17 protein-coding genes and 1 pseudogene are annotated in these 19,670 nt (G+C 70.0%); 10 read left to right on the forward strand and 8 right to left on the reverse strand.

The genetic code is table 11. From position 1 onward, the window contains the following. Positions 1-280: 280 nt before the first annotated feature. The gene (locus tag ACLL81_RS04570; RefSeq protein ID WP_411287162.1) at positions 281-619 is read right to left on the reverse strand and encodes a hypothetical protein; all 339 of its coding nucleotides are present in this window, start codon (positions 617-619) and stop codon (positions 281-283) included. A gap of 124 nt (positions 620-743) precedes the next feature. Continuing rightward, positions 744-1,088 (reverse strand): annotated as a pseudogene (locus tag ACLL81_RS04575) (response regulator transcription factor); the annotation flags it as partial. Between ACLL81_RS04575 and ACLL81_RS04580 the strand changes: the two are divergent. Genes ACLL81_RS04580 through ACLL81_RS04590 form a run of 3 tightly spaced genes read left to right on the forward strand, consistent with a single transcriptional unit; the run spans position 1,033 to position 4,753 of the window. Beyond that, the gene (locus ACLL81_RS04580) at positions 1,033-1,431 is read left to right on the forward strand and encodes a helix-turn-helix domain-containing protein (protein ID WP_411287163.1); all 399 of its coding nucleotides are present in this window, start codon (positions 1,033-1,035) and stop codon (positions 1,429-1,431) included. The pseudogene ACLL81_RS04575 and the gene ACLL81_RS04580 sit on opposite strands and share 56 nt — an antisense overlap. Positions 1,432-1,455: 24 nt before the next feature. Then, complete coding sequence (locus ACLL81_RS04585; RefSeq protein ID WP_411287164.1) at positions 1,456-2,991, forward strand: response regulator; 1,536 nt, start codon at positions 1,456-1,458, stop codon at positions 2,989-2,991. A 34-nt stretch (positions 2,992-3,025) separates the two neighbouring features. After that, the gene (locus ACLL81_RS04590; protein WP_411287165.1) at positions 3,026-4,753 is read left to right on the forward strand and encodes an AmpG family muropeptide MFS transporter; all 1,728 of its coding nucleotides are present in this window, start codon (positions 3,026-3,028) and stop codon (positions 4,751-4,753) included. On the opposite strand, the gene ACLL81_RS04595 is transcribed toward ACLL81_RS04590, so the two are convergent. The 3 genes from ACLL81_RS04595 to rlmN all read right to left on the reverse strand — a co-directional run bounded on the left by ACLL81_RS04595 (position 4,750) and on the right by rlmN (position 7,234). Continuing rightward, positions 4,750-5,577, reverse strand: a complete 828-nt coding sequence (locus tag ACLL81_RS04595) for a serine protease (protein ID WP_411287166.1) — start codon at positions 5,575-5,577, stop codon at positions 4,750-4,752. The genes ACLL81_RS04590 and ACLL81_RS04595 overlap by 4 nt on opposite strands. A 4-nt stretch (positions 5,578-5,581) precedes the next feature. Beyond that, positions 5,582-6,004 carry a DUF350 domain-containing protein gene (locus ACLL81_RS04600; RefSeq protein ID WP_411287167.1) on the reverse strand — a complete coding sequence of 141 codons (423 nt, stop codon included), beginning with the start codon at positions 6,002-6,004 and terminating at the stop codon, positions 5,582-5,584. A gap of 66 nt (positions 6,005-6,070) precedes the next feature. Continuing rightward, entirely contained in the window at positions 6,071-7,234 is a 1,164-nt protein-coding gene (gene rlmN / locus ACLL81_RS04605; protein ID WP_411287168.1) for a 23S rRNA (adenine(2503)-C(2))-methyltransferase RlmN, read from the reverse strand. 159 nt (positions 7,235-7,393) lie between these two features. On the opposite strand from rlmN, the gene ACLL81_RS04610 reads away from it, so the two are divergent. The 4 genes from ACLL81_RS04610 to ACLL81_RS04625 are packed head-to-tail and all read left to right on the forward strand — an operon-like array spanning position 7,394 to position 10,485. Continuing rightward, a complete protein-coding gene (locus ACLL81_RS04610) occupies positions 7,394-8,395 on the forward strand; it encodes an NADPH:quinone oxidoreductase family protein (RefSeq protein ID WP_411287169.1) in 1,002 nt (333 codons plus the stop codon). A 24-nt stretch (positions 8,396-8,419) separates the two neighbouring features. Further along, positions 8,420-9,274, forward strand: a complete 855-nt coding sequence (locus tag ACLL81_RS04615; protein WP_411287170.1) for an SDR family NAD(P)-dependent oxidoreductase — start codon at positions 8,420-8,422, stop codon at positions 9,272-9,274. Then, positions 9,271-9,501: a hypothetical protein gene (locus ACLL81_RS04620; protein WP_411287171.1), complete on the forward strand. Its 231-nt coding sequence runs from the start codon at positions 9,271-9,273 to the stop codon at positions 9,499-9,501. The genes ACLL81_RS04615 and ACLL81_RS04620 overlap by 4 nt, the downstream gene beginning before the upstream one ends. Positions 9,502-9,555: 54 nt before the next feature. Continuing rightward, a complete protein-coding gene (locus tag ACLL81_RS04625; protein ID WP_411287172.1) occupies positions 9,556-10,485 on the forward strand; it encodes a DMT family transporter in 930 nt (309 codons plus the stop codon). On the opposite strand, the gene ACLL81_RS04630 is transcribed toward ACLL81_RS04625, so the two are convergent. Continuing rightward, positions 10,482-10,904: a YkvA family protein gene (locus tag ACLL81_RS04630; RefSeq protein WP_411287173.1), complete on the reverse strand. Its 423-nt coding sequence runs from the start codon at positions 10,902-10,904 to the stop codon at positions 10,482-10,484. The two genes, ACLL81_RS04625 and ACLL81_RS04630, sit on opposite strands and share 4 nt — an antisense overlap. Positions 10,905-10,961: 57 nt before the next feature. On the opposite strand from ACLL81_RS04630, the gene ACLL81_RS04635 reads away from it, so the two are divergent. Next, positions 10,962-11,744: an SDR family NAD(P)-dependent oxidoreductase gene (locus ACLL81_RS04635; protein ID WP_411287174.1), complete on the forward strand. Its 783-nt coding sequence runs from the start codon at positions 10,962-10,964 to the stop codon at positions 11,742-11,744. On the opposite strand, the gene ACLL81_RS04640 is transcribed toward ACLL81_RS04635, so the two are convergent. Beyond that, positions 11,745-13,208 (reverse strand): helicase HerA-like domain-containing protein, encoded by a 1,464-nt coding sequence (locus ACLL81_RS04640; RefSeq protein WP_411287175.1) that lies wholly within the window; start codon positions 13,206-13,208, stop codon positions 11,745-11,747. It lies immediately after the preceding gene. A 182-nt stretch (positions 13,209-13,390) separates the two neighbouring features. Between ACLL81_RS04640 and ACLL81_RS04645 the strand changes: the two genes are divergently transcribed. Both ACLL81_RS04645 and ACLL81_RS04650 read left to right on the forward strand, forming a co-directional pair. After that, the gene (locus tag ACLL81_RS04645) at positions 13,391-14,512 is read left to right on the forward strand and encodes an AI-2E family transporter (protein ID WP_411287176.1); all 1,122 of its coding nucleotides are present in this window, start codon (positions 13,391-13,393) and stop codon (positions 14,510-14,512) included. Positions 14,513-14,725: 213 nt separating this feature from the next. Continuing rightward, complete coding sequence (locus ACLL81_RS04650; RefSeq protein ID WP_411287177.1) at positions 14,726-19,582, forward strand: NAD-glutamate dehydrogenase; 4,857 nt, start codon at positions 14,726-14,728, stop codon at positions 19,580-19,582. Between the two features lie 6 nt (positions 19,583-19,588). Here ACLL81_RS04650 and ACLL81_RS04655 read toward each other — a convergent pair. Beyond that, a partial coding sequence (locus ACLL81_RS04655) for a hypothetical protein (RefSeq protein WP_411287178.1) occupies positions 19,589-19,670 on the reverse strand: 82 nt, incomplete at its 5' end.

The raw sequence follows: 19,670 nt of genomic DNA on the forward strand, positions 1-19,670 counted from the left end.
TTGCTGATCGCCGCGTCGATGGCGGCTTCGGCCTCGAACAGGGCGGCGGCGATTTGTTCGGCGATGAGCCGGCGTTGCTTGAGCATGAGTTCTCTCCTGCGCGCACCGCAGCACGGCGCACGCCTAGTTGATTAGCGGGGTTATGGTTTCGGTCCGGTTCAGACCCGGAAAAAAGTTGTCGCCAGGTCCTGGAGAGCGTGGAGCCCCGACAACATCGCCCCGAACGCCAGGGCGGTGATGATCGCGACACCCACGATCGCACCCAACCGGGCTAGCGGATTTAGATCATTTCGGCCGATCCCTCTTGGGGCTCGGGCTTGAAGTTCTCGTCGAGGAGAACCCAAGTGAGGCAGAGGATTTCCCTCAGCACCATTTCCGAAGGCTTGAAAGGCGCGAGCTTGCGCGTCGCCGACACCAGGTGCCGGGCCATATCCGCTTGCGCCGGGGTCGCCGCCAGATCGACGAGCTGTCGTTCCAGTTGCGTCCAGGAGAAGGTCGGAAGAATATCCTCCCGAGCGGCCGGAGTCGGCCAGCGGCCCTCGAACTCGTCGATCTCCCGGCGAAGCCGCAAAGCCCGCCCGACCACCGCCCGATTGTCGAAGTTCTGCCAGTCGCCCATGGGTCACCCCCTTCGTTGCCGGCTCATCCAGCCGGTCATCGGGGGCGTTGTCTGTCCTGATCGCGTCCTGTCCTGATCCGATCGGGACAGGATTGTTGTCGCGGTTGCGCAGGATCCGGGCGGCTTCGAAGCGGTCGTCCACGCCAAGCTTGCGTCGGGCGCGATCGCAGTAGGTGTCCACCGAAGTCTTGGACATGCCCAGTTCGCGGGCGATCTGCTTCGAGCTCAGGTGCTGATCGACCAGGCGCAAGCATTCGCGCTCGCGCTGGGTCAACAGCTCGACAGGGCTCGCGGGTGCGTCCGCCTGGGTTTTCATAGCGCCTACAATAAACGACGACTTGACGGGTTCGTCTACTTTAAGGCGAAAAGAAATTGCGTTCGCGTTAGTGGGAGTGGCCCGGGGAGGCACATTCATGCCGACCAACCATGATCCTTTACAGGCCATCGAACTGGCGATCGGCGCGCGCATGCGCACCCGTCGCCGGCAGATGGGGCTGAGCCAGACCGCGCTCGCCCAGGCGCTCGGCGTCTCCTTCCAGCAGGTCCAGAAGTACGAGCGCGGGGCCAATCGGGTGGCCGCCTCCACCCTGGTCGCCGCCTCAGTAGCGCTGGGCGTCTCGGTGTCCTGGCTGGTCGGTGAAGAGGTGTCGGGCCGCGACGACGACGAAGACATCTTCCGCGCCCTTTCGCGCCCCGGAGCGCTGGAGATCCTACAGGCCTTCAACGCCATCCAGGATCCCCGCGCCCGCGCCGCCCTGGTGGGCCTGGTGCGGGAAATGGCGTCGGGCGGCTTCGGCTTGACCGACCGTTAAACGGTTCGCGTCTAGCCTGTCCGGATGCGAAATCCGCTCCGACCCCTTTCCGACCGTCGGCCGGCCCGCGCGCAGATCAGCGCCGAGCAGCTGGCGTCGTTGAGCCACGAGTTCCGCACGCCCCTGAATGGCGTGCTGGGCATGGCCCGGCTGCTGGAGGGCACCAAGCTCACCGCCGAACAGCGCGCCTATGCCGCCGCCCTGCGCGAGAGCGGGCAGCACCTGCTCACCCTGGTCAACGACGTGCTCGACTTCGCCAAGCTGGGCGCGGGGAGCGTGGACCTGCACCCGGCTGCGATGGACGTGGAGGCTCTGCTGCGCGGCGTCACCGAGCTCTTGTCCCCCCGGGCCCGGGAAAAGCGCCTGGAGATAGCCTGGGCCGCGCCGGCCAGCGTCGGATGGCTGCACGTCGACGAGGGGCGCCTGCGCCAGATCCTGCTGAACTTCGCGGGCAACGCGGTGAAGTTCACCGAATCCGGCGGCGTGTTGCTGAGCGTCGCAGCCCCCGCCCCGGGCCGCCTGCGGTTTTCGGTGGAAGACACCGGCCCCGGCGTCCCGGCGTCGGCCCGCGACCACATCTTCGAAGCTTTCGCCCAGGCCGAGGCGTCCCATGCGGATCTGGGGGGCGCCGGGCTGGGCCTGGCCATCGCGCGCCGGCTGGCCCGCGCCATGGGCGGCGATGTGGGCGTCGAGACCGCCAAGGGTGGCGGCGCCTCCTTCTGGTTTGAGGCGGCTTTCCACAGCCTGCCCGGCTCCGCGGCGCCTGCGACGCTGGAGGGCCGCACCGTCGGCGTGGTCTCTGCCAACCCCATCGTGCGCGAAGCCGCGCGGCGGCAGATCCAGGCCAGCGGCGGTCGCGCGGTGACCGGCGCGGACCTGCCCGGCGTCACCGAGCGCACGGCGCCGGGGGACGTGGTCCTGCTGGACCAGGCCCTGGCCGAGGGCCTGCTGCTGCGCCCTGCCGACCGCCGCCCCTCCATCGTGCTGCTGTCGCCGGACGAACGGGGCCGGATCGCACGCTACCGGCGGGCCGGGTTCGCGGGCTATCTGATCAAGCCGCTCAGGCGCGCCTCGCTGGCCGAACGGGTGCTGATCGCTGCCGGCGCCGGTCACGACGCCGCGGCCGGACCGGAAGACGAGCGCGTTGTGGTCGCGGTGGCGCCGGGCGCCCGCATCCTGCTGGTGGAGGACAACCAGATCAATGCGCTCCTGGCACGCGCCCTGCTGGCCCGCGAAGGCTGCGACGTGGAGCACGCGGTGGGCGGCGAGGAGGCGCTGGCCGCCGTGGGCCAGCGCGCCTTCGACCTGATCCTGATGGACATGCGAATGCCGGTGCTGTCGGGAGAGGAGACCGCGCGGCGGATGCGGGCCCAGGGCCTGGACACCCCGATCGTGGCGCTCACCGCCAACGCCTATGAGGACGACCGGCAGGCCTGTCTGGCGGCCGGCATGAACGACTTCCTGGTCAAGCCCCTGTCCCCCGATGCGCTCCGCGCCGCACTGACGCGGTGGACCGGGGCCGGCTGGACGCAAAGCCCGGCGCGCGCCAAGGTCGGCTGAGGCGCGGGGGCGCCATCTGCCCGGAGACCTTGCCATGAGCGCGGACGTCGCTGAACCCGCCGGCGGGGAACCCAGGCGCGGTGCGCTGTCCGCCCTGGCGGTCTTCCTTGAGCGCCGCTCCCTGGTGATGTTGGCCCTGGGGTTCGCCTCCGGCCTTCCCAACCTGTTGATCTTCGACACCCTGTCCCTGTGGCTGCGTGACGCCGGGCTTTCCCTGAAGGTGATCGCCATCTTCAGCCTGGCGACACTGGCCTATTCCCTGAAGTTTCTCTGGGCGCCGCTGATCGACCGCACCTCGGTGCCCGGACTGACCCGCTGGCTGGGCCACCGGCGCTCCTGGATGATCGTCTTCCAGGTGCTGGTGATGCTGGGCCTGTGGCTGATCTCTGGCGCCAACCCCGCGCAGAACCTGGGTCTGATGGCGGCCTTTGCAGTGTTCGTGGGCTTCACCGCCGCCAGCCAGGACGTGGTCATCGACGCCTGGCGGATCGAGGCGGCGGAGACCGAGAAACAAGGCGCCATGGCCGCCGCCTACCAGTGGGGCTACCGCCTGGCGATGATCACCGCCGGCGCCGCGCCGCTGCTGCTGGCCGAGGCGTTCAACTGGAACTTCTCCTACGCGGCCATGGCGGCCCTGATGCTGGTGGGGATCGGCGGCGCCCTGGCGGCCCCGAAGGAAAAAGCCCACGTCGTCCGCCCGATCCACGCGGAGGGGACACCCTCGCGGCCGGCCCTGGAGATCCCCGAGTGGCTGGCGAGGCTGGCGCTGTTCGCGGCCGGCGCCCTGGTGCTGGGCTCCGGCCTGGCCGCCGACGTCACCTTGCTGGCAGCCGGGTTCGCCAATGTCGGCCTGGGGGCCGCGGGCGAGGGTCTGATCGCCGCCTGGGCGATGAAGCCGCAGGGGGTGTTCTTCCAGGTGGCCGCAGTGCTGGCGGGCCTGGGGATCATCGTGCTGGCCGCCTGCCCGCTGCCAGGCGCCCGCACCCGGCCAGGGGTCTATCTGTTCGCGGCCCTGGGCGATCCCTTGCGCGACTTCTTCGCCCGCTACCGTGGCGTCGCCGCCCTGATCCTGGCGCTGATCTGCCTCTACCGGCTCTCCGACTTCGTGCTCAACATCATGAACCCGTTCTACGCGGACCTGGGCTTCTCCAAGCTGGAGATCGCCGAAGTGCGCAAGGTGTTCGGCGTGATCATGTCGGTGCTGGGCGTGGGTCTGGGGGGCTTTGCGGTGGCGAGGCTGGGTCTGATGCGCGCCCTGGTGATCGGCGCCTTCGCAGGCCCCCTGAGCAACCTGGTGTTCGCCTGGCTGGCGCTGCAGGGCGCGTGGCTGCCGGCCCTGTTTATCGCCATCGGGGTGGACAACGTGGCGTCCGGCTTCGCCGGCACCTGCCTGATCGCCTATATGTCGAGCCTGACCTCGGTGGGCTTCACCGCCACCCAGTATGCGCTGTTCTCCTCGCTCTACGCCCTGCCCGGAAAACTGATCGCCTCACAGTCGGGGCGCATCGTCGAGGGCTCGGCGGCGGCGGCCGACGCCGGCGGCGCCCTGGCCGGGCTGAAGACCCTGTTCGCGGGCCTGCCGCCGGAGGCCTACGCCGGGGCTGCGGAGAAGTCGGGGGTGACGCCGGCGGCCCTGGGCTCCGGCTATGTGGTCTTCTTTCTCTATTCCACGGTCATCGGGATCGCGGCCATCGTCCTGGCCTTCATGGTCGCCGCGCGCCAGCCGAAGCCCGAGGTCACGGCGCCTGCGACAGAGCCCTAGGTGGTCAGACAGACCACCTGGGCGACCTTCAGTTCGCGGCGCAGGTCGTCGGCCACCCGATAGTAGTTCTCCGGCGTGATCGCGGGGCCCGCCCCCGCCGTGCTGAACCTGCGGCCGCTGGCCGCGAGGGTGGCCAGCACTGTCTCCGGCGCGGTGGTGTAGATGCGGCCGCGACGGGGCGCCTCGGCCACGGTGACACCCACCACCCGCCCGGCCGCGTCCAGCGCCGGGGCCCCGGAGAGGCCCCCCAAGGTGCCGCGCAGGCCCTGCGTGCGGCCGGTCTCGGCCCACACCAGCACGGGCTCGCTGCGGGCGCCGCGGCCGCGCACGATCAGGGTCTCGCGGCCCAGCAGGCGCGAGGTCGCCTCGCCGGGCTCGCCCTGCGGGAAGCCGGGATGGAAGGCGCGCTGGCCGCGGCGCAGGGGCGTCTGCAGGCTAAGCGGCAGGGGCGCGGACCCACCTTCGGTGATCAGCAGCGCCGCCTCGCCGCGGGGATCGACCTGGATGGTGGCGGCGACGCCGCGGCCCCGGCCGACCACCAGGGCGGCCTGGGTGCAGCCGTCCACCACATGGCGAGCGGTCATCCAGACGCCGGATTCCGCCAGGGAGAAGGCCGTGCCCACCGAGGGACCGATCTCGTCGGGGACGTCCACCACCACCGAGGGATCGAAGGGCGAGGCCGGGCCCAGGGCGTCGCCCGCGGTGTCCTGGGCCGGCGGCGGCGGTTCCGGCGCATCAGCCTGCTCGCCGCGGCCCATGGCGACGAACAGCAGCGCGGCCACCACCGCGGCATAGATCAGCCAGTCCGGCAGGCGCGGGAACATGGGGTCAGCCGGCGACGGCCGCGGAGATGATCACCGCCGTGGCGAGCTTGGCGCCCACCAGCATGGTGGCCGCCGACATCTCACCCTCCTGGATCCGCCGGGGCAGGCCGCGCAGCATCAGATCCACGAGGCGGAAGATCAGCAGTTGCACGACCACCGTGGCCGCGCCCCACAGGCCGATTTCGACCAGGGTGGTCGAGGCCTTCAGCGACACCGCCAGCGGCAGCGACAGCCCCACCAGCACGCCGCCCAGCGACAGGGCCGCAGCGGTGTTGCCCTCGCGGATCAGAGTGATCTCCTTGTGCGGCGTCAGAAGGATGTAGAGCGCGGCGGCGGCGAGCAGGATCAACACCGTGACCGCGGCGTGCAGCAGAGTGATCGGAAAGCCGGTGGCGAAGGCCTGGATCTCAGGCGACGGTGTGGGCATCGGACAAGCTCCCCCGGAAACGGCGCCACCGATACCACGTCGCGCGGACTTCGTGGAAAGCCGGCGTCAGGTCTCGACGGGGGCCGCAGTCTTGCGCCGGGCGCTGGCGCGGACCTTCTCGCTCTCGCTCTTGAGCTGGCCGCAGGCCGCCAGGATGTCGCGCCCCCGCGGTGTGCGGATCGGCGAGGCGTAGCCGGCCCGGTTGAGGATCGCGGCGAAGGCCTCGATGGTCTTCCATTCGGAGCATTCGTAGACCGTATCCGGCCACGGGTTGAACGGGATCAGGTTGATCTTCGAGGGGATGCCGCGGAGCAGCTGAACCAGGGCCCTGGCCTCGGCCGGGCTGTCGTTGACGCCCTTCAGCATCACGTATTCGAAGGTCACCCGCCGGGCGTTGGACAGGCCTGGATAGGCGCGGATGCCAGCCACCAGCTCGGCGATCGGGTACTTCTTGTTAAGCGGCACCAGCACCTCGCGCAGGGCGTCGTTGGTGGCATGCAGCGAGATCGCCAGCATGGCCTGGGTCCGCGCGCCCAGGGCCTCGAGCTCCGGCGCCACGCCGGAGGTGGATACGGTGATCCGCCGGCGCGAGATGGAGATGCCCTCGTTGTCGGCGATGACGTCGATGGCGGCGGCCACGTGGTCGAGATTGTAGAGCGGCTCGCCCATGCCCATGAAGACGATGTTGGAGAGCCGGCGATCAGCCTTGGGGCTGGGCCATTCCCCCAGGTCGTCGCGGGCCACCTGCACCTGGGCGACGATCTCGGCGGCGGTCAGGTTGCGCACCAGGGCCTGGGTGCCGGTGTGGCAGAAGGTGCAGTTAAGGGTGCAACCCACCTGGCTGGAGACGCAGAGCGCCCCGGCGCGGCCCACGTCGGGGATGTAGACGGTCTCCACCTCGATGCCTGGCGCCATGCGGATCAACCACTTGCGGGTGCCGTCGCGAGAAACCTGGCGCTCCACGATCTCCGGCCTGGCCAGGGAGAAGGCCCCGGCCAGCAGGGCGCGGGTCTCCTTGGCCACGTCGGTCATGGCCGCGAAATCGGTGACCCCATAGTGGTGGATCCAGCGCCACAGCTGACCGGCGCGCATCTTCACCTTGTCCGGGCGCACGACCTCGGCCGCCACCAGCGCAGCGGCGAGCTCGCCCCGCGTCAGGCCGCAGAGGTTCGGCTTCACCGGCGCGACGGGTTGCGCCGGCGCCCGCGTAAGATCGAGTGTCACGCCCAAGAGGTCAGGTCCTGTCTGGAGGTCCGGGAATATAGGGGACCCGGCGCGCGCCTCCAAACGCAGCGCGATCAAACAATTGTTCGGGGCGTCTTCCGCACGTCCTTGGGCTGCGCTAGCGTCCGCCACCTAGCCCACAGATCCTTCGCCCGGAGACCCGTCATGAAAGCCCTGTTGAGCACTGAAGTCGGTGGGCCTGACACTCTGGTGCTGTCGGAGCTGCCCTCGCCGCAGGCCAAGCCGGGGTTCGCGGTGGTGCAGGTGAAGGCCTGCGGGGTAAACTTTCCCGACGTCCTGATCATCGAGGACAAGTACCAGTTCAAGCCGGAGCGGCCCTTCGCGCCGGGGGGCGAGATCGCTGGGGTGATCACCTCGGTTGGCGAGGGCGTGACCCACGTGAAGCCGGGCGACCGGGTGCTGGGCAACACCGGCTGGGGCGGCATGGCCGAGGAACTGGCCCTGGAGGCCGCGCGGCTGGTGAAGATCCCCGACGCCATGCCCTTCGACGACGCGGCGGCCTTCATCATGACCTATGGCACCAGCTACCACGCCCTGAAGGACCGGGCGGACATCAAGCCAGGCCAGACCCTGCTGGTGCTGGGCGCGGCGGGCGGCGTGGGGCTGGCTGCGGTCGAGCTTGGCAAGCAGATGGGCGCGCGAGTGATCGCCGCGGCCTCAAGCCAGGAGAAAATCGACCTGTGCAAGAAGCACGGCGCCGACGAAGGCGTGGTCTATGGCCGGGGCCCCTTCGACCGGGACGGCCAGAAGGAACTGGCCGCGCAGTTCAAAGCGGCCTGCGGGCCCGATGGGGCCGACGTGATCTATGACGCCATCGGCGGCGACTACGCCGAGCCGGCGCTGCGCTCCATCGCCTGGGAGGGCAAGTACCTGGTGGTGGGTTTCGCCGCCGGCGAGATCCCGAAGATCCCGCTGAACCTGGCCCTCCTGAAAGGTTGCGACATCGTCGGCGTGTTCTGGGGCGCCTGGGTGGGCAAGAACCCACAGCGCCACCAGGCCAGCGTCGCCGAACTGCTGGACATGTACGTGGCCGGCAAGATCAAGCCGTTCGTCTCCGAACGCTTCCCGCTGGCCCGCGCGGCCGAGGCGATCAAGCACTTGGCGAGCCGCAAGGCCATGGGCAAAGTCGTGGTCACCATCGACTGACGGCAATCTGAGCGGGAGGGCCGCATGGCCGGACGTCTTGAAGGCAAGGTCGCGCTGATCACCGGCGGGGTCTCCGGCATCGGACTGGGGACCGTGGAGCTGTTCGCCGCCGAGGGCGCGCAGATCGTCGCCGCTGACATCCAGGACGAGAAGGGCCAGATGCTGGAGCGGCGGTTCCGCGGCGCCCTGCGCTATGCGCGCTGCGACGTCACCGTGGAGGCCGACATCGCCGCCGCGGTGGCCCTGGCCAAGTCCGAGTTCGGCGGCCTCGACATCCTGTTCAACAACGCCGGCATCTCCGACGGCATGCGGGTGCTCACCGAGATCGAGGCCGACACCTGGAGCTGGATCTTCGACGTCCTGGTGCGCGGGCCGGCGCTGGGCATGAAGCACGCCGCGCCGCTGATGCTGGAGCGCGGCGGTGGCTCGATCATTAACACCGCCTCCATCGCCGGGCTGCAGGCCGGCTGGGGCCCGATCGCCTATTCCTCGGCCAAGGCCGCAGTGATCCACATGAGCCGGGTGGCGGCCGCCCAGCTGTCGCCGCAGAAGATCCGCGTCAACGCTATCTGCCCGGGTCTGATCGCCACCTCGATCTTCGGCGCCTCGCTGGGCCTGCCCCGCGAGGTAGCCGATCAGATGGCCGCGCGGATCGTCGAGAACGCGCACCGCGCCCAGCCGATCCCCAAGCCAGGCCTGCCGGACGATATCGCCCAGGCCGCGCTCTACCTGGCGTCGGACGCCTCGGCCTTCGTCTCGGGCACGCACATGGTGGTGGACGGCGGGATCACCGTCGGCGGCCACGCCTGGGACGCCGAGGCCATGTCGCCGTTCCAGACGCTGTTCGGCGACACGGTCCCCCCGCAGCCCACCCCGTGAGCCGCGCCGGCGCCGCGCCGCAACTCGCGCCCGGCCTGGATCCTGAACGGCTGGCGCCCCTGTTCGCGCGGTTCGGTCGGCTGCGCTTGCCGAGCGTCCCGCGCGCTGGCGACGCCAAGGCGGTAAGCGAGGCGCTGGCGCGCGCCGCCTGGAGCCGGTCCCTGAGCGTCGGCGACGTGGACGGAAAGCACCGGCTCTACGCCGCGCGCCCAAGCGCCACGCAGTGAACCAGGCGGCGAGCTTCTCCGACGCCAAGCGGCCATCCATCACCGGGTGGATCCGTGAGCGGCGCTGAACCGAAAGCCCGCACGGCGCTGGCGCCCAACGTCCGCGGCGCCCTATGGATCCTGGCCTCGGCCCTGCTGTTCACGGCGATGACCACCCTGATCAAGTTCCTGGGCGCCGACTATCCCGCCTCGCTGCAGACCTTCTATCGCCAGGCCGCCGGCTTCGCGGTGATGCTCCCGGTGATCCTGAAGATGGGCCGCCGGGCCTACGCCACCAAGCGGCCGGGTATCCTGATCTTCCGTTCCGCCGCCGGCACGCTCGCCATGATGCTGAGCTTCTACGCCTTCCAGAAGATGCCGCTCGCCGACGCCAATGCGCTCTCCTTCACCCGCACCCTGTGGCTGGTGCCGCTGGCTGCCTTCGTGGTGCGCGAGACTGTCGGTCCCATGCGCATCGGCGCGGCCGTGGTGGGCTTCCTGGGCGTCCTGCTGATGATCCGCCCCGGCGTCGGTGGCGAGTTCGCCGTCGGCCTGCCGGCCCTGGCCATGCTTGCGGCCTCGTTCCTGTTCGCCCTGACCATAACCGGAATGAAGGTGCTGACCCGGGATCATTCCCCCACCGTGCTCCTGGTCTGGGCGGTGACGCTGGGACTCCTCCTGGCGCTTCCCGGTGGGTTGCTCTCCTGGCGTTGGCCGACGCCCTTGGACTTTGGCCTGCTGGGCCTCATGGGGGTGATCGGGACCGCCACCCAGGGCTGCTACATCAAGGGCATGCAGGCCGGCGACGCCGCGGCCATGGCCCCCATCGACTACACCCGCCTGGTGTTCGCCACCGCGGCCGGGTTTGTGCTGTTCAACGAGGTTCCGACGGCCTGGACTCTGGCGGGGGCGGCGATCGTGGTGGCGTCGACCCTGTTCATCACCTGGCGAGAGCAACGCCAAGCCAAGGCCGCGGCTAAGCTCGCGGCGGTGGACGCGGCCTAATTCTCCGCGCGCATCCTGTCGATGGAGCGCTTGGCGGCGGCGCGGTGGCGCGGTTTCAGGTTGCGGCCCACCAGGGCCATCATGGCGGCGAACACCGCCGCGTCGTCGGTGTAGCCAAGGCCGGCGATGAAGTCGGGGATCGCATCCACCGGCAGCACGAAATAGGCGAGGGCGGCCAGCATCATCCCCTTGGCGGCGATCGGCGTCTTGTCGTCCTGAGCACAGTACCAGACCGACAGCGCCTGGGAGGCGAAGGGCGCCTTGGAGGCCAGCCGCCGAATCTTTGGCCAGAAGCCCTGCGCCACCGTCTGCTCATTCAACCGGACCACCGAGGGCACCAGCGCGCGGCTGGGATCCAGCGGCGCATAGGCGTCGAAGGTCGCGTTGACGTTGGGTGACGCTTTGTCGTCGCCGCTCATCGGGCTAAAGCCTCGTTCAATTCGTACTCAGATAGCGGGATCGGGAGGCAAGCGTCCATGGAACTCAATTCATCCGTCGCAGCGGTCGTCACAGGCGGCGCCTCGGGTCTTGGCGAGGCCACCGTTCGGGCGCTGGCCAGCCACGGGGTCAAGGTCGCTATCTTCGACATGAACGCCGAGAAGGGCGAAGCGGTCGCCAAGGATGTGGGTGGCGTGTTCTGCAAGGTCAACGTCACCTCTGAGGAAGACGTGGACGCGGGGTTCGAAAAGGCCCGCGCGGCGCACGGCCAGGAGCGTATCCTGATCAACTGCGCCGGCACCGGCAACGCCATGAAGACCGCCAGCCGCGACAAGCAGACCGGCGAGGCCAAGCACTTCCCGCTGGATGCCTTCAACTTCATCATCCAGATCAACTTGGTGGGCACCTTCCGCTGCATCGCCAAGTCGGCAAAGGGGATGATCGACCTGGCGCCTCTGGAGGACGGCGAGCGCGGGGTGATCATCAACACCGCCTCTGTGGCCGCGGTGGACGGCCAGATGGGCCAGGCGGCCTATTCGGCGTCCAAGGGCGGCGTGGTGGGCATGACACTCCCCATCGCCCGCGACCTGATGGGCGACGGCATCCGGGTGAACACCATCCTGCCCGGCATCTTCTCCACTCCGCTGATGAATGCGGCCCCGGAGAACGTGAAGCAGACGCTGGCCGCCTCGGTCCCCTTCCCCAAGCGTCTCGGCCATGCGCCGGAATACGCCTCCCTGGCGCTGGAGATGATCCGCAACGGCTATTTCAACGGCGAGCACGTCCGCCTGGACGGCGCCATCCGGATGCCGCCCAGGTAGTCAGCGGCGCCTTCGCATCCCGCCCAGCACGCCGCGGATGATTTCGCGCCCGACGGTGCTACCGATGGTTCGAAGCATGGACTTGGCGAAGGCCTCGCCCATGCCCTGGCGGTTGGAGGCCCGGGGCGCGGCCGCGACCCGGGGCGCCGGGGCCGGCGCCATTGCGGCCGGCGCAGGCTCCGCCACCTTGGCCGCCCGGCCCTGCAGGATCTCGAAGGCGGACTCGCGGTCGCGGGGCTGGTCGTAGAGCCCGCGCACCGGGCTGGCGGCCATCACCTGGGCCCGTTCGTCCGGGGCGATCGGCCCCATCCGCGAGGCCGGCGGGCGGATCATTGTCTTCGCCACCATGGTCGGCGCGCCGCGCTCGTCCAGCACCGAGACCAGGGCCTCGCCGACCCCCAACGCCTGGATCGCGTCGGCCGTGTCGAACGCCGGGTTGGCCCGGAAGCTGTCGGAGGCCGCGCGCAGGCCACGCTGCTCCAGGGGCGTGTAGGCGCGCAGGGCGTGCTGGATGCGGTTGCCCAGCTGGCCCAGCACCGTCTCGGGAATATCCGCCGGGTTCTGGGTGATGAAGTAGACGCCGACGCCCTTGGAGCGGATCAGGCGGACCACCTGCTCGACCTTTTCCAGCAGGGCCCGGGGGGCGTCGCGGAATAGCAGGTGCGCCTCGTCGAAGAAGAACACCAGCCGGGGCTTTTCAGGGTCCCCCACCTCGGGCAGCTCCTCGAAGAGCTCGCTCATCAGCCACAGCAGGAAGGTGGCGTATAGGCGGGGCGAGGTGATCAGCCGGTCGGCGGCCAGCACGCTCACATATCCACGCCCGGACCCGTCGGTGCGCATCAGGTCCGACAGGGCCAGCGCCGGCTCGCCGAACAGGTTGGCCCCGCCCTGATCCTCGAGCACCAGCAGCTTGCGCTGGACGGTGGCCACGGTGGTGGCCGAGACGTTGCCATAGCGCGCGCCCAGCGCCTTGGCGTTCTGTGCCGCGTAGCTGAGCGCCGCTTGCAGGTCCTTCAGATCCAGCAGCAGCAGGCCCTCCTCGTCGGCGGCGCGGAACACCACCGAGAGCACGCCCTCCTGGACGTCGTTCAGTTCCAGCATGCGGGCGATCAGCAGCGGGCCCATCTCCGAGACCGTGGCGCGCACCGGATGGCCCTGCTCGCCGAACAGGTCCCAGAAGATGGTCGGCGCCGCGGCCGGGTTGATCGGCAGGCCCATGGCCTGGGCGCGGGCCAGCATCTTGTCGTTGGGCTGGCCGGTCATGCTGACGCCCGAGAGGTCGCCCTTCACGTCGGCGGCGAACACCGGGACCCCAGCGTCGGAGAAGCCCTGGGCGAGGATCTGCAAGGTGACGGTCTTGCCGGTGCCGGTGGCGCCGGCCACCAGGCCGTGGCGGTTGGCGCGGTCCAGGCGCAGGTGTTCGAAGTGATCCGAGAAACCGATCAGGACGCCGTCATCCGCCATGCATAACCTCCAGGCCCGCGCCCCGCGCAAGGCTAGCGGCCCACACCGATGTTCGCCTCCGAAATCTCAGGCGTCGGGGCAAAATCACTCCCCATCCAGCGCGAAGCTGAGTAGAGGTCACCCGCATTGACGGCGGCGTCCCCGCCGGGGACAGTCCAGACCAGAGCGTCGCCAAGGCCTTCATGCCCGCACCCGCCGTCGACACCGTCAGCCGCAACGCATTGGTGATCCTGGTGGTCATCGCCGGCGGCGCGACGCTGCACTGGCTGGCGAACATCCTGACGCCACTGGCCCTGGCCCTGTTCCTGGCGGTAATGATCGACGGCTTCGCCCGCGTGCTGGAGCATCGCCTGCCCGTGGTCAGCCGCCGCGCCGCGACGCCCCTGGCGGTAATCCTCTCGGCCCTGCTGTTCGGCGGCACGGCCCTGTTCATCGCCGACAACGCCACCAGTTTCGCCGGGCAGCTCGTCGCCTATACCCCCAAGCTCAACGGGTTGATCGCCCGCGTCGCGGACCAGATGGGCGTCGCCGTGCCGCCCACGGTCAGCCAGCTGTTCCTGCAGCTCAATCCCGCCAGCTACCTGGGCCAGGTGGCCAAAGGGCTGCAGAGCTTCGCCGCCGCCGCCGCCTTCGTGCTGGTCTACCTGGGTTTCCTGATCGCCTCGCGGCGGGGGTGGGAACGCAAGGCCGTGGGCGTGTTTCCGTTGCGCGAGGAGCGCCAGGAGGCGGTCTCCGCCTTCCTGCGCATCCGCAACGGCGTGGAGCAGTACCTGTGGGTGCAGACCGTCACCGGCCTGATGATCGCGGTCGCCTCCTGGATCGCCATGATGGTGGTCGGCCTCGACAACGCGCTGTTCTGGGCCTTCCTGATCTTCATCGCCTCCTACATCCCGGTGATCGGCGGCGTGCTGGCGGTGGCCGCGCCGCCGATCTTCGCCCTGGTGCAGTTCGACACCCTCTGGCAGGCGGTGACCCTGTTCTTCGTGCTGCAGGCCATCGGCATGTTCGTCGGCAACATCGTGCAGCCTCGGATGCAGGGCCGCAGCCTGAACATCGACCCGGTCGTGGTGTTGCTGGCGCTGGCCTTCTGGGGGGCGGTCTGGGGCTTGGCGGGCGCGTTCCTGTCCACTCCGCTCACCGTGATGATCATGATCATCCTGGCGCAGTTCGACGGCACGCGATGGGTGGCCGTCCTGTTGTCTGCCGACGGGGACCCGGCCCAGCTCCGGAACCGGAATCTCGACGAGACGCCCGACGCGGGAATTTCCGCCGAGCCTGCCGGACGGCGCACCAAACGATCTTGAGATCAGGGACTTCACTTTGACCGCGCCCTTCCCATTTAAGCTAGGCCGAGCGCTCGCAAGCCTCGGCCGGTGCGCCCGCCAGCCAAGCCCGCAGGCGCAGCGAGCACCGCGCGTTCCGCCGCCCCCCCACGGCGGAACCAAACGCCGCCGGACACTCTCCTCCGGCGGCGTCCTCGCGTCAGGGGGCGGCCTTCGCTGGCAAGGGGCGGCCCGATGAGCACCTCCCCCCGCCCCGGAGCCGGCCTGGTTAAAGCGGTCCTGGCCGCCCTCGACGGCGACCCCGCCCTGGAGGCTGCGCGCACCTTCGCCAAGTTGGCCGCGACCGACGCCGCCGCCGATGAACTCTCCGAGCTTTCCACGCCCGACCTGGCCGCCAACCTGGCCGATTTCTGGCGTTTCGCCGAGCATCGCCGGGGCCGGGCGCCGAAGGTCCGCATCGCGCCCGCCATCGGCGGGGACGCGGGCCTCGACCGGCTGGAGATCGTGCAGGACGACGCGCCCTTCCTGGTGGACAGCGTCATGGGCGAGATCGCCGACCAGGGCCTGTCAGTGCGGGCCATGTTCCACCCGCTGGTGCAGGCCCAGCGCGATCGGACGGGGCGGCGCGCCGGCGCCGGCGCGGCCCGCCGCGAGTCCATGATCCAGGTGATCCTGGACCCCATCGGGCCCGACCGGGAGGCCGCCCTGGCCCGCGGCGTCGCCGAGACCCTGAAGGACGTCCGCGCCGCGGTGGACGACTTCCCAGAGATGCTGGCCCTGATGAGCCGCACCCTGGCGGAGCTCAAGGCCGCCAGAGGCCGCGACCCTGCCCGGGCCGAAGAGATCGCCTTCCTGAGCTGGCTGAAGGCCGAGCATTTCGTGTTCCTGGGCGCCCGCGTCTACGAGTACCCAAGGCTCGCCAACGGCGACTACGCGCCGGAAGAACCGCTCTACCTGGCCAAGGACGGCCTGGGCGTGCTCCGCGACCCCGAGCGCACCGTGCTGCGCAGGGCCAACGAACCGGCCCTGCTCACCGCCCAGGTGAAGGACCGCCTGCTCACCGACCCCGCCGTCACCGTGGCCAAGTCCAACGTGCGCAGCCGGGTGCACCGCCGCGGCTACATGGATTACGTGGGCGTCAAGCGCTACGGGGCCGACGGCCGGCCAGCCGGCGAGGTCCGCTTCGTGGGCCTCTTCACCGCCGAGGCTTATGACCAGCCGGCCGGTGCGGTGCCGCTGATCCGCGCCAAGGTCGCCCAGGTGCTGAAGCGCGCCGCCATGGCGCCGGGCAGCCACAACGAAAAGCGCCTGAAGAACATCGTCGAGAACCACCCGCGCGACGAGCTCTTCCAGATGTCGGAGGACGATCTCTACGGCCAAGCCCTGGGCATCTTGCACCTCTACGACCGGCCCCGGGTGCGGCTGTTCGAGCGGCGCGACCCCTTCGACCGGTTCGCCGCGGTGCTGCTGTTCCTGCCGCGCGACCAGTACGATTCCGACCTGGCGGCCCGGGCGGGCCAGATCCTGGCTCGGGCCTATGGAGGACGGGTCTCGGCCGCCTATCCCAGCTTCTCCGACGCCCCGCTGGCTCGGGTGCACTACATTATCGGTTTCTCGCCACAGCAGCACGCCTGGCCGGACCTGCGCGCCACCGAGGCCGCCATCGCCGAGGCAGCAAGAACCTGGGAAGACCGCTTCGACGCGGCGGTGCGCTCAAGCGGCCGCGACCCCGCCGCTGTCTCGGCCACCGTGGGCCGGTATCGCGACGCCTTCCCGGCCGGCTACCGCGACCGTTTCGACGCCTCCGAAGCCCTGGCCGACTGCGCGGTGATCGAAGCGTTCGGCCAGGACGAACCGGTGCGCGTGCGGGCCTACCGCGCGGCGCGCGATTCCAACCTGCAATTCCGCTTCAAGCTATATCGCCAGGGCGAGCCCGCGGCCCTGGCCGACGTGCTGCCGATCCTGGAGAGCATGGGCTTGAAGGCCATGGCCGAGGCGGGCTTTCCCATCGTCCGGGCCGGCCAGCCGCCGGTCTGGGTACACGATTTCGAGATCGAGGACCCGCGCGGCGAGCACCTGGTGTTCGCCGAGATCAAGCAGGCCTTCGAAGACGCGGTGGTGGCGGTCTGGACCGGCCGCACGGAGAACGACGGCTTCAACCGCCTGGCCCTGGAGCTGTCGATCCCCTGGCGCGACGCAGCCCTGGTCCGGGCCTTGGCCCGCTACCGCCAGCAGTCCGGCCTCGATCCCACCCAGCGGGTGCAAGAAGAAGCCCTGTCGGCGCACCCGGGTGTGGCGCGGCTGATCCTCGACCTGTTCCGGACCAAGTTCGACCCGGCGATCAAGGCGGATTTGGCCAGTCGCCAGGCCCAGGCCGCCCAGGTGATGACCAAGATCGTCGAGGCCCTGCAACTGGTGGAGAGCCTGGACCACGACCGGGTCCTGCGCCGCCTGGCGCTGCTGGTGGGCGCGGTGACGCGGACCAACTTCTACCAGTCCGCGGAGGGCGGCGGGCCGAAGCCCTATATCTCCTTCAAGGTGGCCAGCGGCGAGCTCGCCGACCTGCCGGCGCCCAAGCCGTTCCGCGAGATCTTCGTCTGGTCGGTGGGAGTGGAGGGCATTCACCTGCGCTTCGGCCCAGTGGCCCGCGGTGGCCTGCGCTGGTCCGACCGCCGCGACGACTTCCGCACGGAGGTGCTGGGCCTGGTGAAGGCTCAGCAGGTGAAGAACGCGGTGATCGTGCCGGTGGGCTCCAAGGGCGGCTTCTACCCCAAGCAACTGCCCAAGGGCGGCGCCCCGGACGCGGTGCGCGCGGAAGGCGTCCGCGCCTACACCACCTTCCTCTCAGGCCTGCTCGACATCACCGACAACCTCACGCCCGAGGGAAAGGTGACACATCCGAACGACGTCATCGTCCATGACATGGACGATCCGTATCTGGTAGTGGCCGCCGACAAGGGCACCGCGACCTTCTCCGACATCGCCAACGGCATCGCCGAATCCTACGGCTTCTGGCTGGGCGACGCCTTCGCCTCCGGCGGTTCGGCGGGCTACGACCACAAGGTCATGGGGATCACCGCCCGGGGCGCCTGGGAGGCGGTCAAGCGGCACTTCCGTGAACTGGGCAAGGATATCCAGCGCGAGCCGTTCACGGTGGTGGGTTGCGGGGACATGTCGGGCGACGTGTTCGGCAACGGCATGCTGCTGTCGACCCAGACCCGGCTGCTGGCCGCCTTCGACCACCGCCACATCTTCCTCGATCCAGACCCGGAGGTGGCTCGGTCCTACGCCGAGCGCCAGCGCATGTTCGCCCTGCCGCGGTCGTCCTGGGACGACTATGACCGCAAGACGATCTCCAACGGTGGCGGAGTGTTCCCGCGCAGCCAGAAGTCGATCCCGCTGAGCGTGGAGGTCCGCGCCATGCTGGGGATCGAGGCCGAGGCCCTGGCGCCGGCCGAGCTGATCAACGCCATCCTCAAGACCCCGGCCGAACTGCTCTACCTGGGCGGCATCGGCACCTATGTGAAGGCCCGCCAGGAAGGCCACGGCGATGTCGGCGACAAGGCCAACGACCCGATCCGCGTCAATGGCTCGGAGCTGAAGGTCAAGGTGGTGGGCGAGGGCGCAAACCTGGGCCTCACCCAGGCTGGGCGCATCGAGTTCGCCCAGGCCGGCGGGCGGATCGACACCGATGCCATCGACAATTCCGGCGGGGTGGATTCCTCCGACCACGAGGTGAACATCAAGATCCTCACCGGTATGCTGGAGCGCACCGGCGAGCTGACCCGAAAACGCCGCGACAGCCTGCTGCGCTCGATGATCGGCGAGGTCGCCGAGCACGTGCTGGAACACAATTACGCCCAGACCTTAGCGCTCTCGCTGCTGGAGATGGACGCGACCGGCGAACTGGAGCCGCACGCCCGGTTCATGTCCGAGCTGGAAGGTGAGGGCCGCCTGGACCGGGCCGTCGAGGGGCTGCCGGACGCGCTCAACATCGCCGAGCGCATGCAGGCCGGCCGGGGCCTCACCCGTCCCGAGCTGGCGGTGCTGCTGGCCTATGGCAAGCTGGAACTCAAGCGCGACATGATTGCTGGCCACGCCCCCGATGACCCATTCTTCGAGGGTCGGCTGGCGGGCTATTTCCCCAAGCCCCTGCGCAAGTACGACGGTCCGATCCGCCGCCACCGCCTGCACCGCGATATCATCGCCACGGTGGTCGCCAACGACATCATCGACCGCTGCGGCCCGAGCTTCCCCTCACGCCTGACTCGAGCGGCGGGCTGCGACGTGACTGCCCTGATCGCCGCCTACGAGGCCGCCAAGGCGGTGTTGGAGGTGGACGACCTGTGGGACGACATCGCCGCCCTCGACGGCCGGATCCCGGCGGTGGGCCAGATGGCGCTGTTCCGCCGGCTGGTGGCGTCCCTGCGCGGGGCGACCTTCTGGCTGGCGCGCCGCTCGGCCCGGGAGGGGCTGGGCGTGGGCGAACTCACCGAGCGCTACGCGTCGGGCTTCAAGAGCCTGCGCCGGATGATGCCGCAGATCCTGTCGCCGATAGAGCAGGCGGCCGTGCAGCAGCGCGCGCGCCAGTTGGCCGGGGCCGGCGCGCCCGAAGCCCAGGCCCGGGCCATCGCGGTGCTGCAGCCGCTCACCACCGCCGCCGACCTGGTGGACCTGGCGGAGGGGTCGAGCTGGCCGCTTCCCAACGTGGCCAGGCTCTACCACGCGGCCGGGCAGGCCTTCGCCTTCGACCGGCTGCGCGCCGCGGCCGGAGAGTTCGCGGCGGGCGACAGCTTCGAGCGCACGGCGCTGCGCCGGCTGCTGGAGGACCTGCTGGCCGAACAGGCCTCGCTGACCCGGGCGATCATGGCCTTCGCCGGCGGGGCCCAGGCCGGCGAGGACGCCGAGCACGCCCGCGACGCGGTGGCCTCCTGGGCGGCGCTGCGCCGGGAGACGGCCGGGGTCGCCCGGCGAACGGTGGACGAGATTGAGGCCGGCGGCGGCCCCTGGACCTTCGCCAAGCTCACCATCGCCAACGCCGCCCTGCGCGAACTGGCCCTGGAGGCCGGGACGGGAAAGCGGAAGCGGTGACGACGCCTAGTGCCTGAACACTCGCACGCCGGTGAAGGCCATGGCCAGACCGGCGGCGTCGGCGGCGGCGATGACCTCGGCGTCGCGG

It is taken from the genome of Phenylobacterium sp. (assembly GCF_046590535.1).
Taxonomy (GTDB): Bacteria; Pseudomonadota; Alphaproteobacteria; order Caulobacterales; family Caulobacteraceae; genus Phenylobacterium.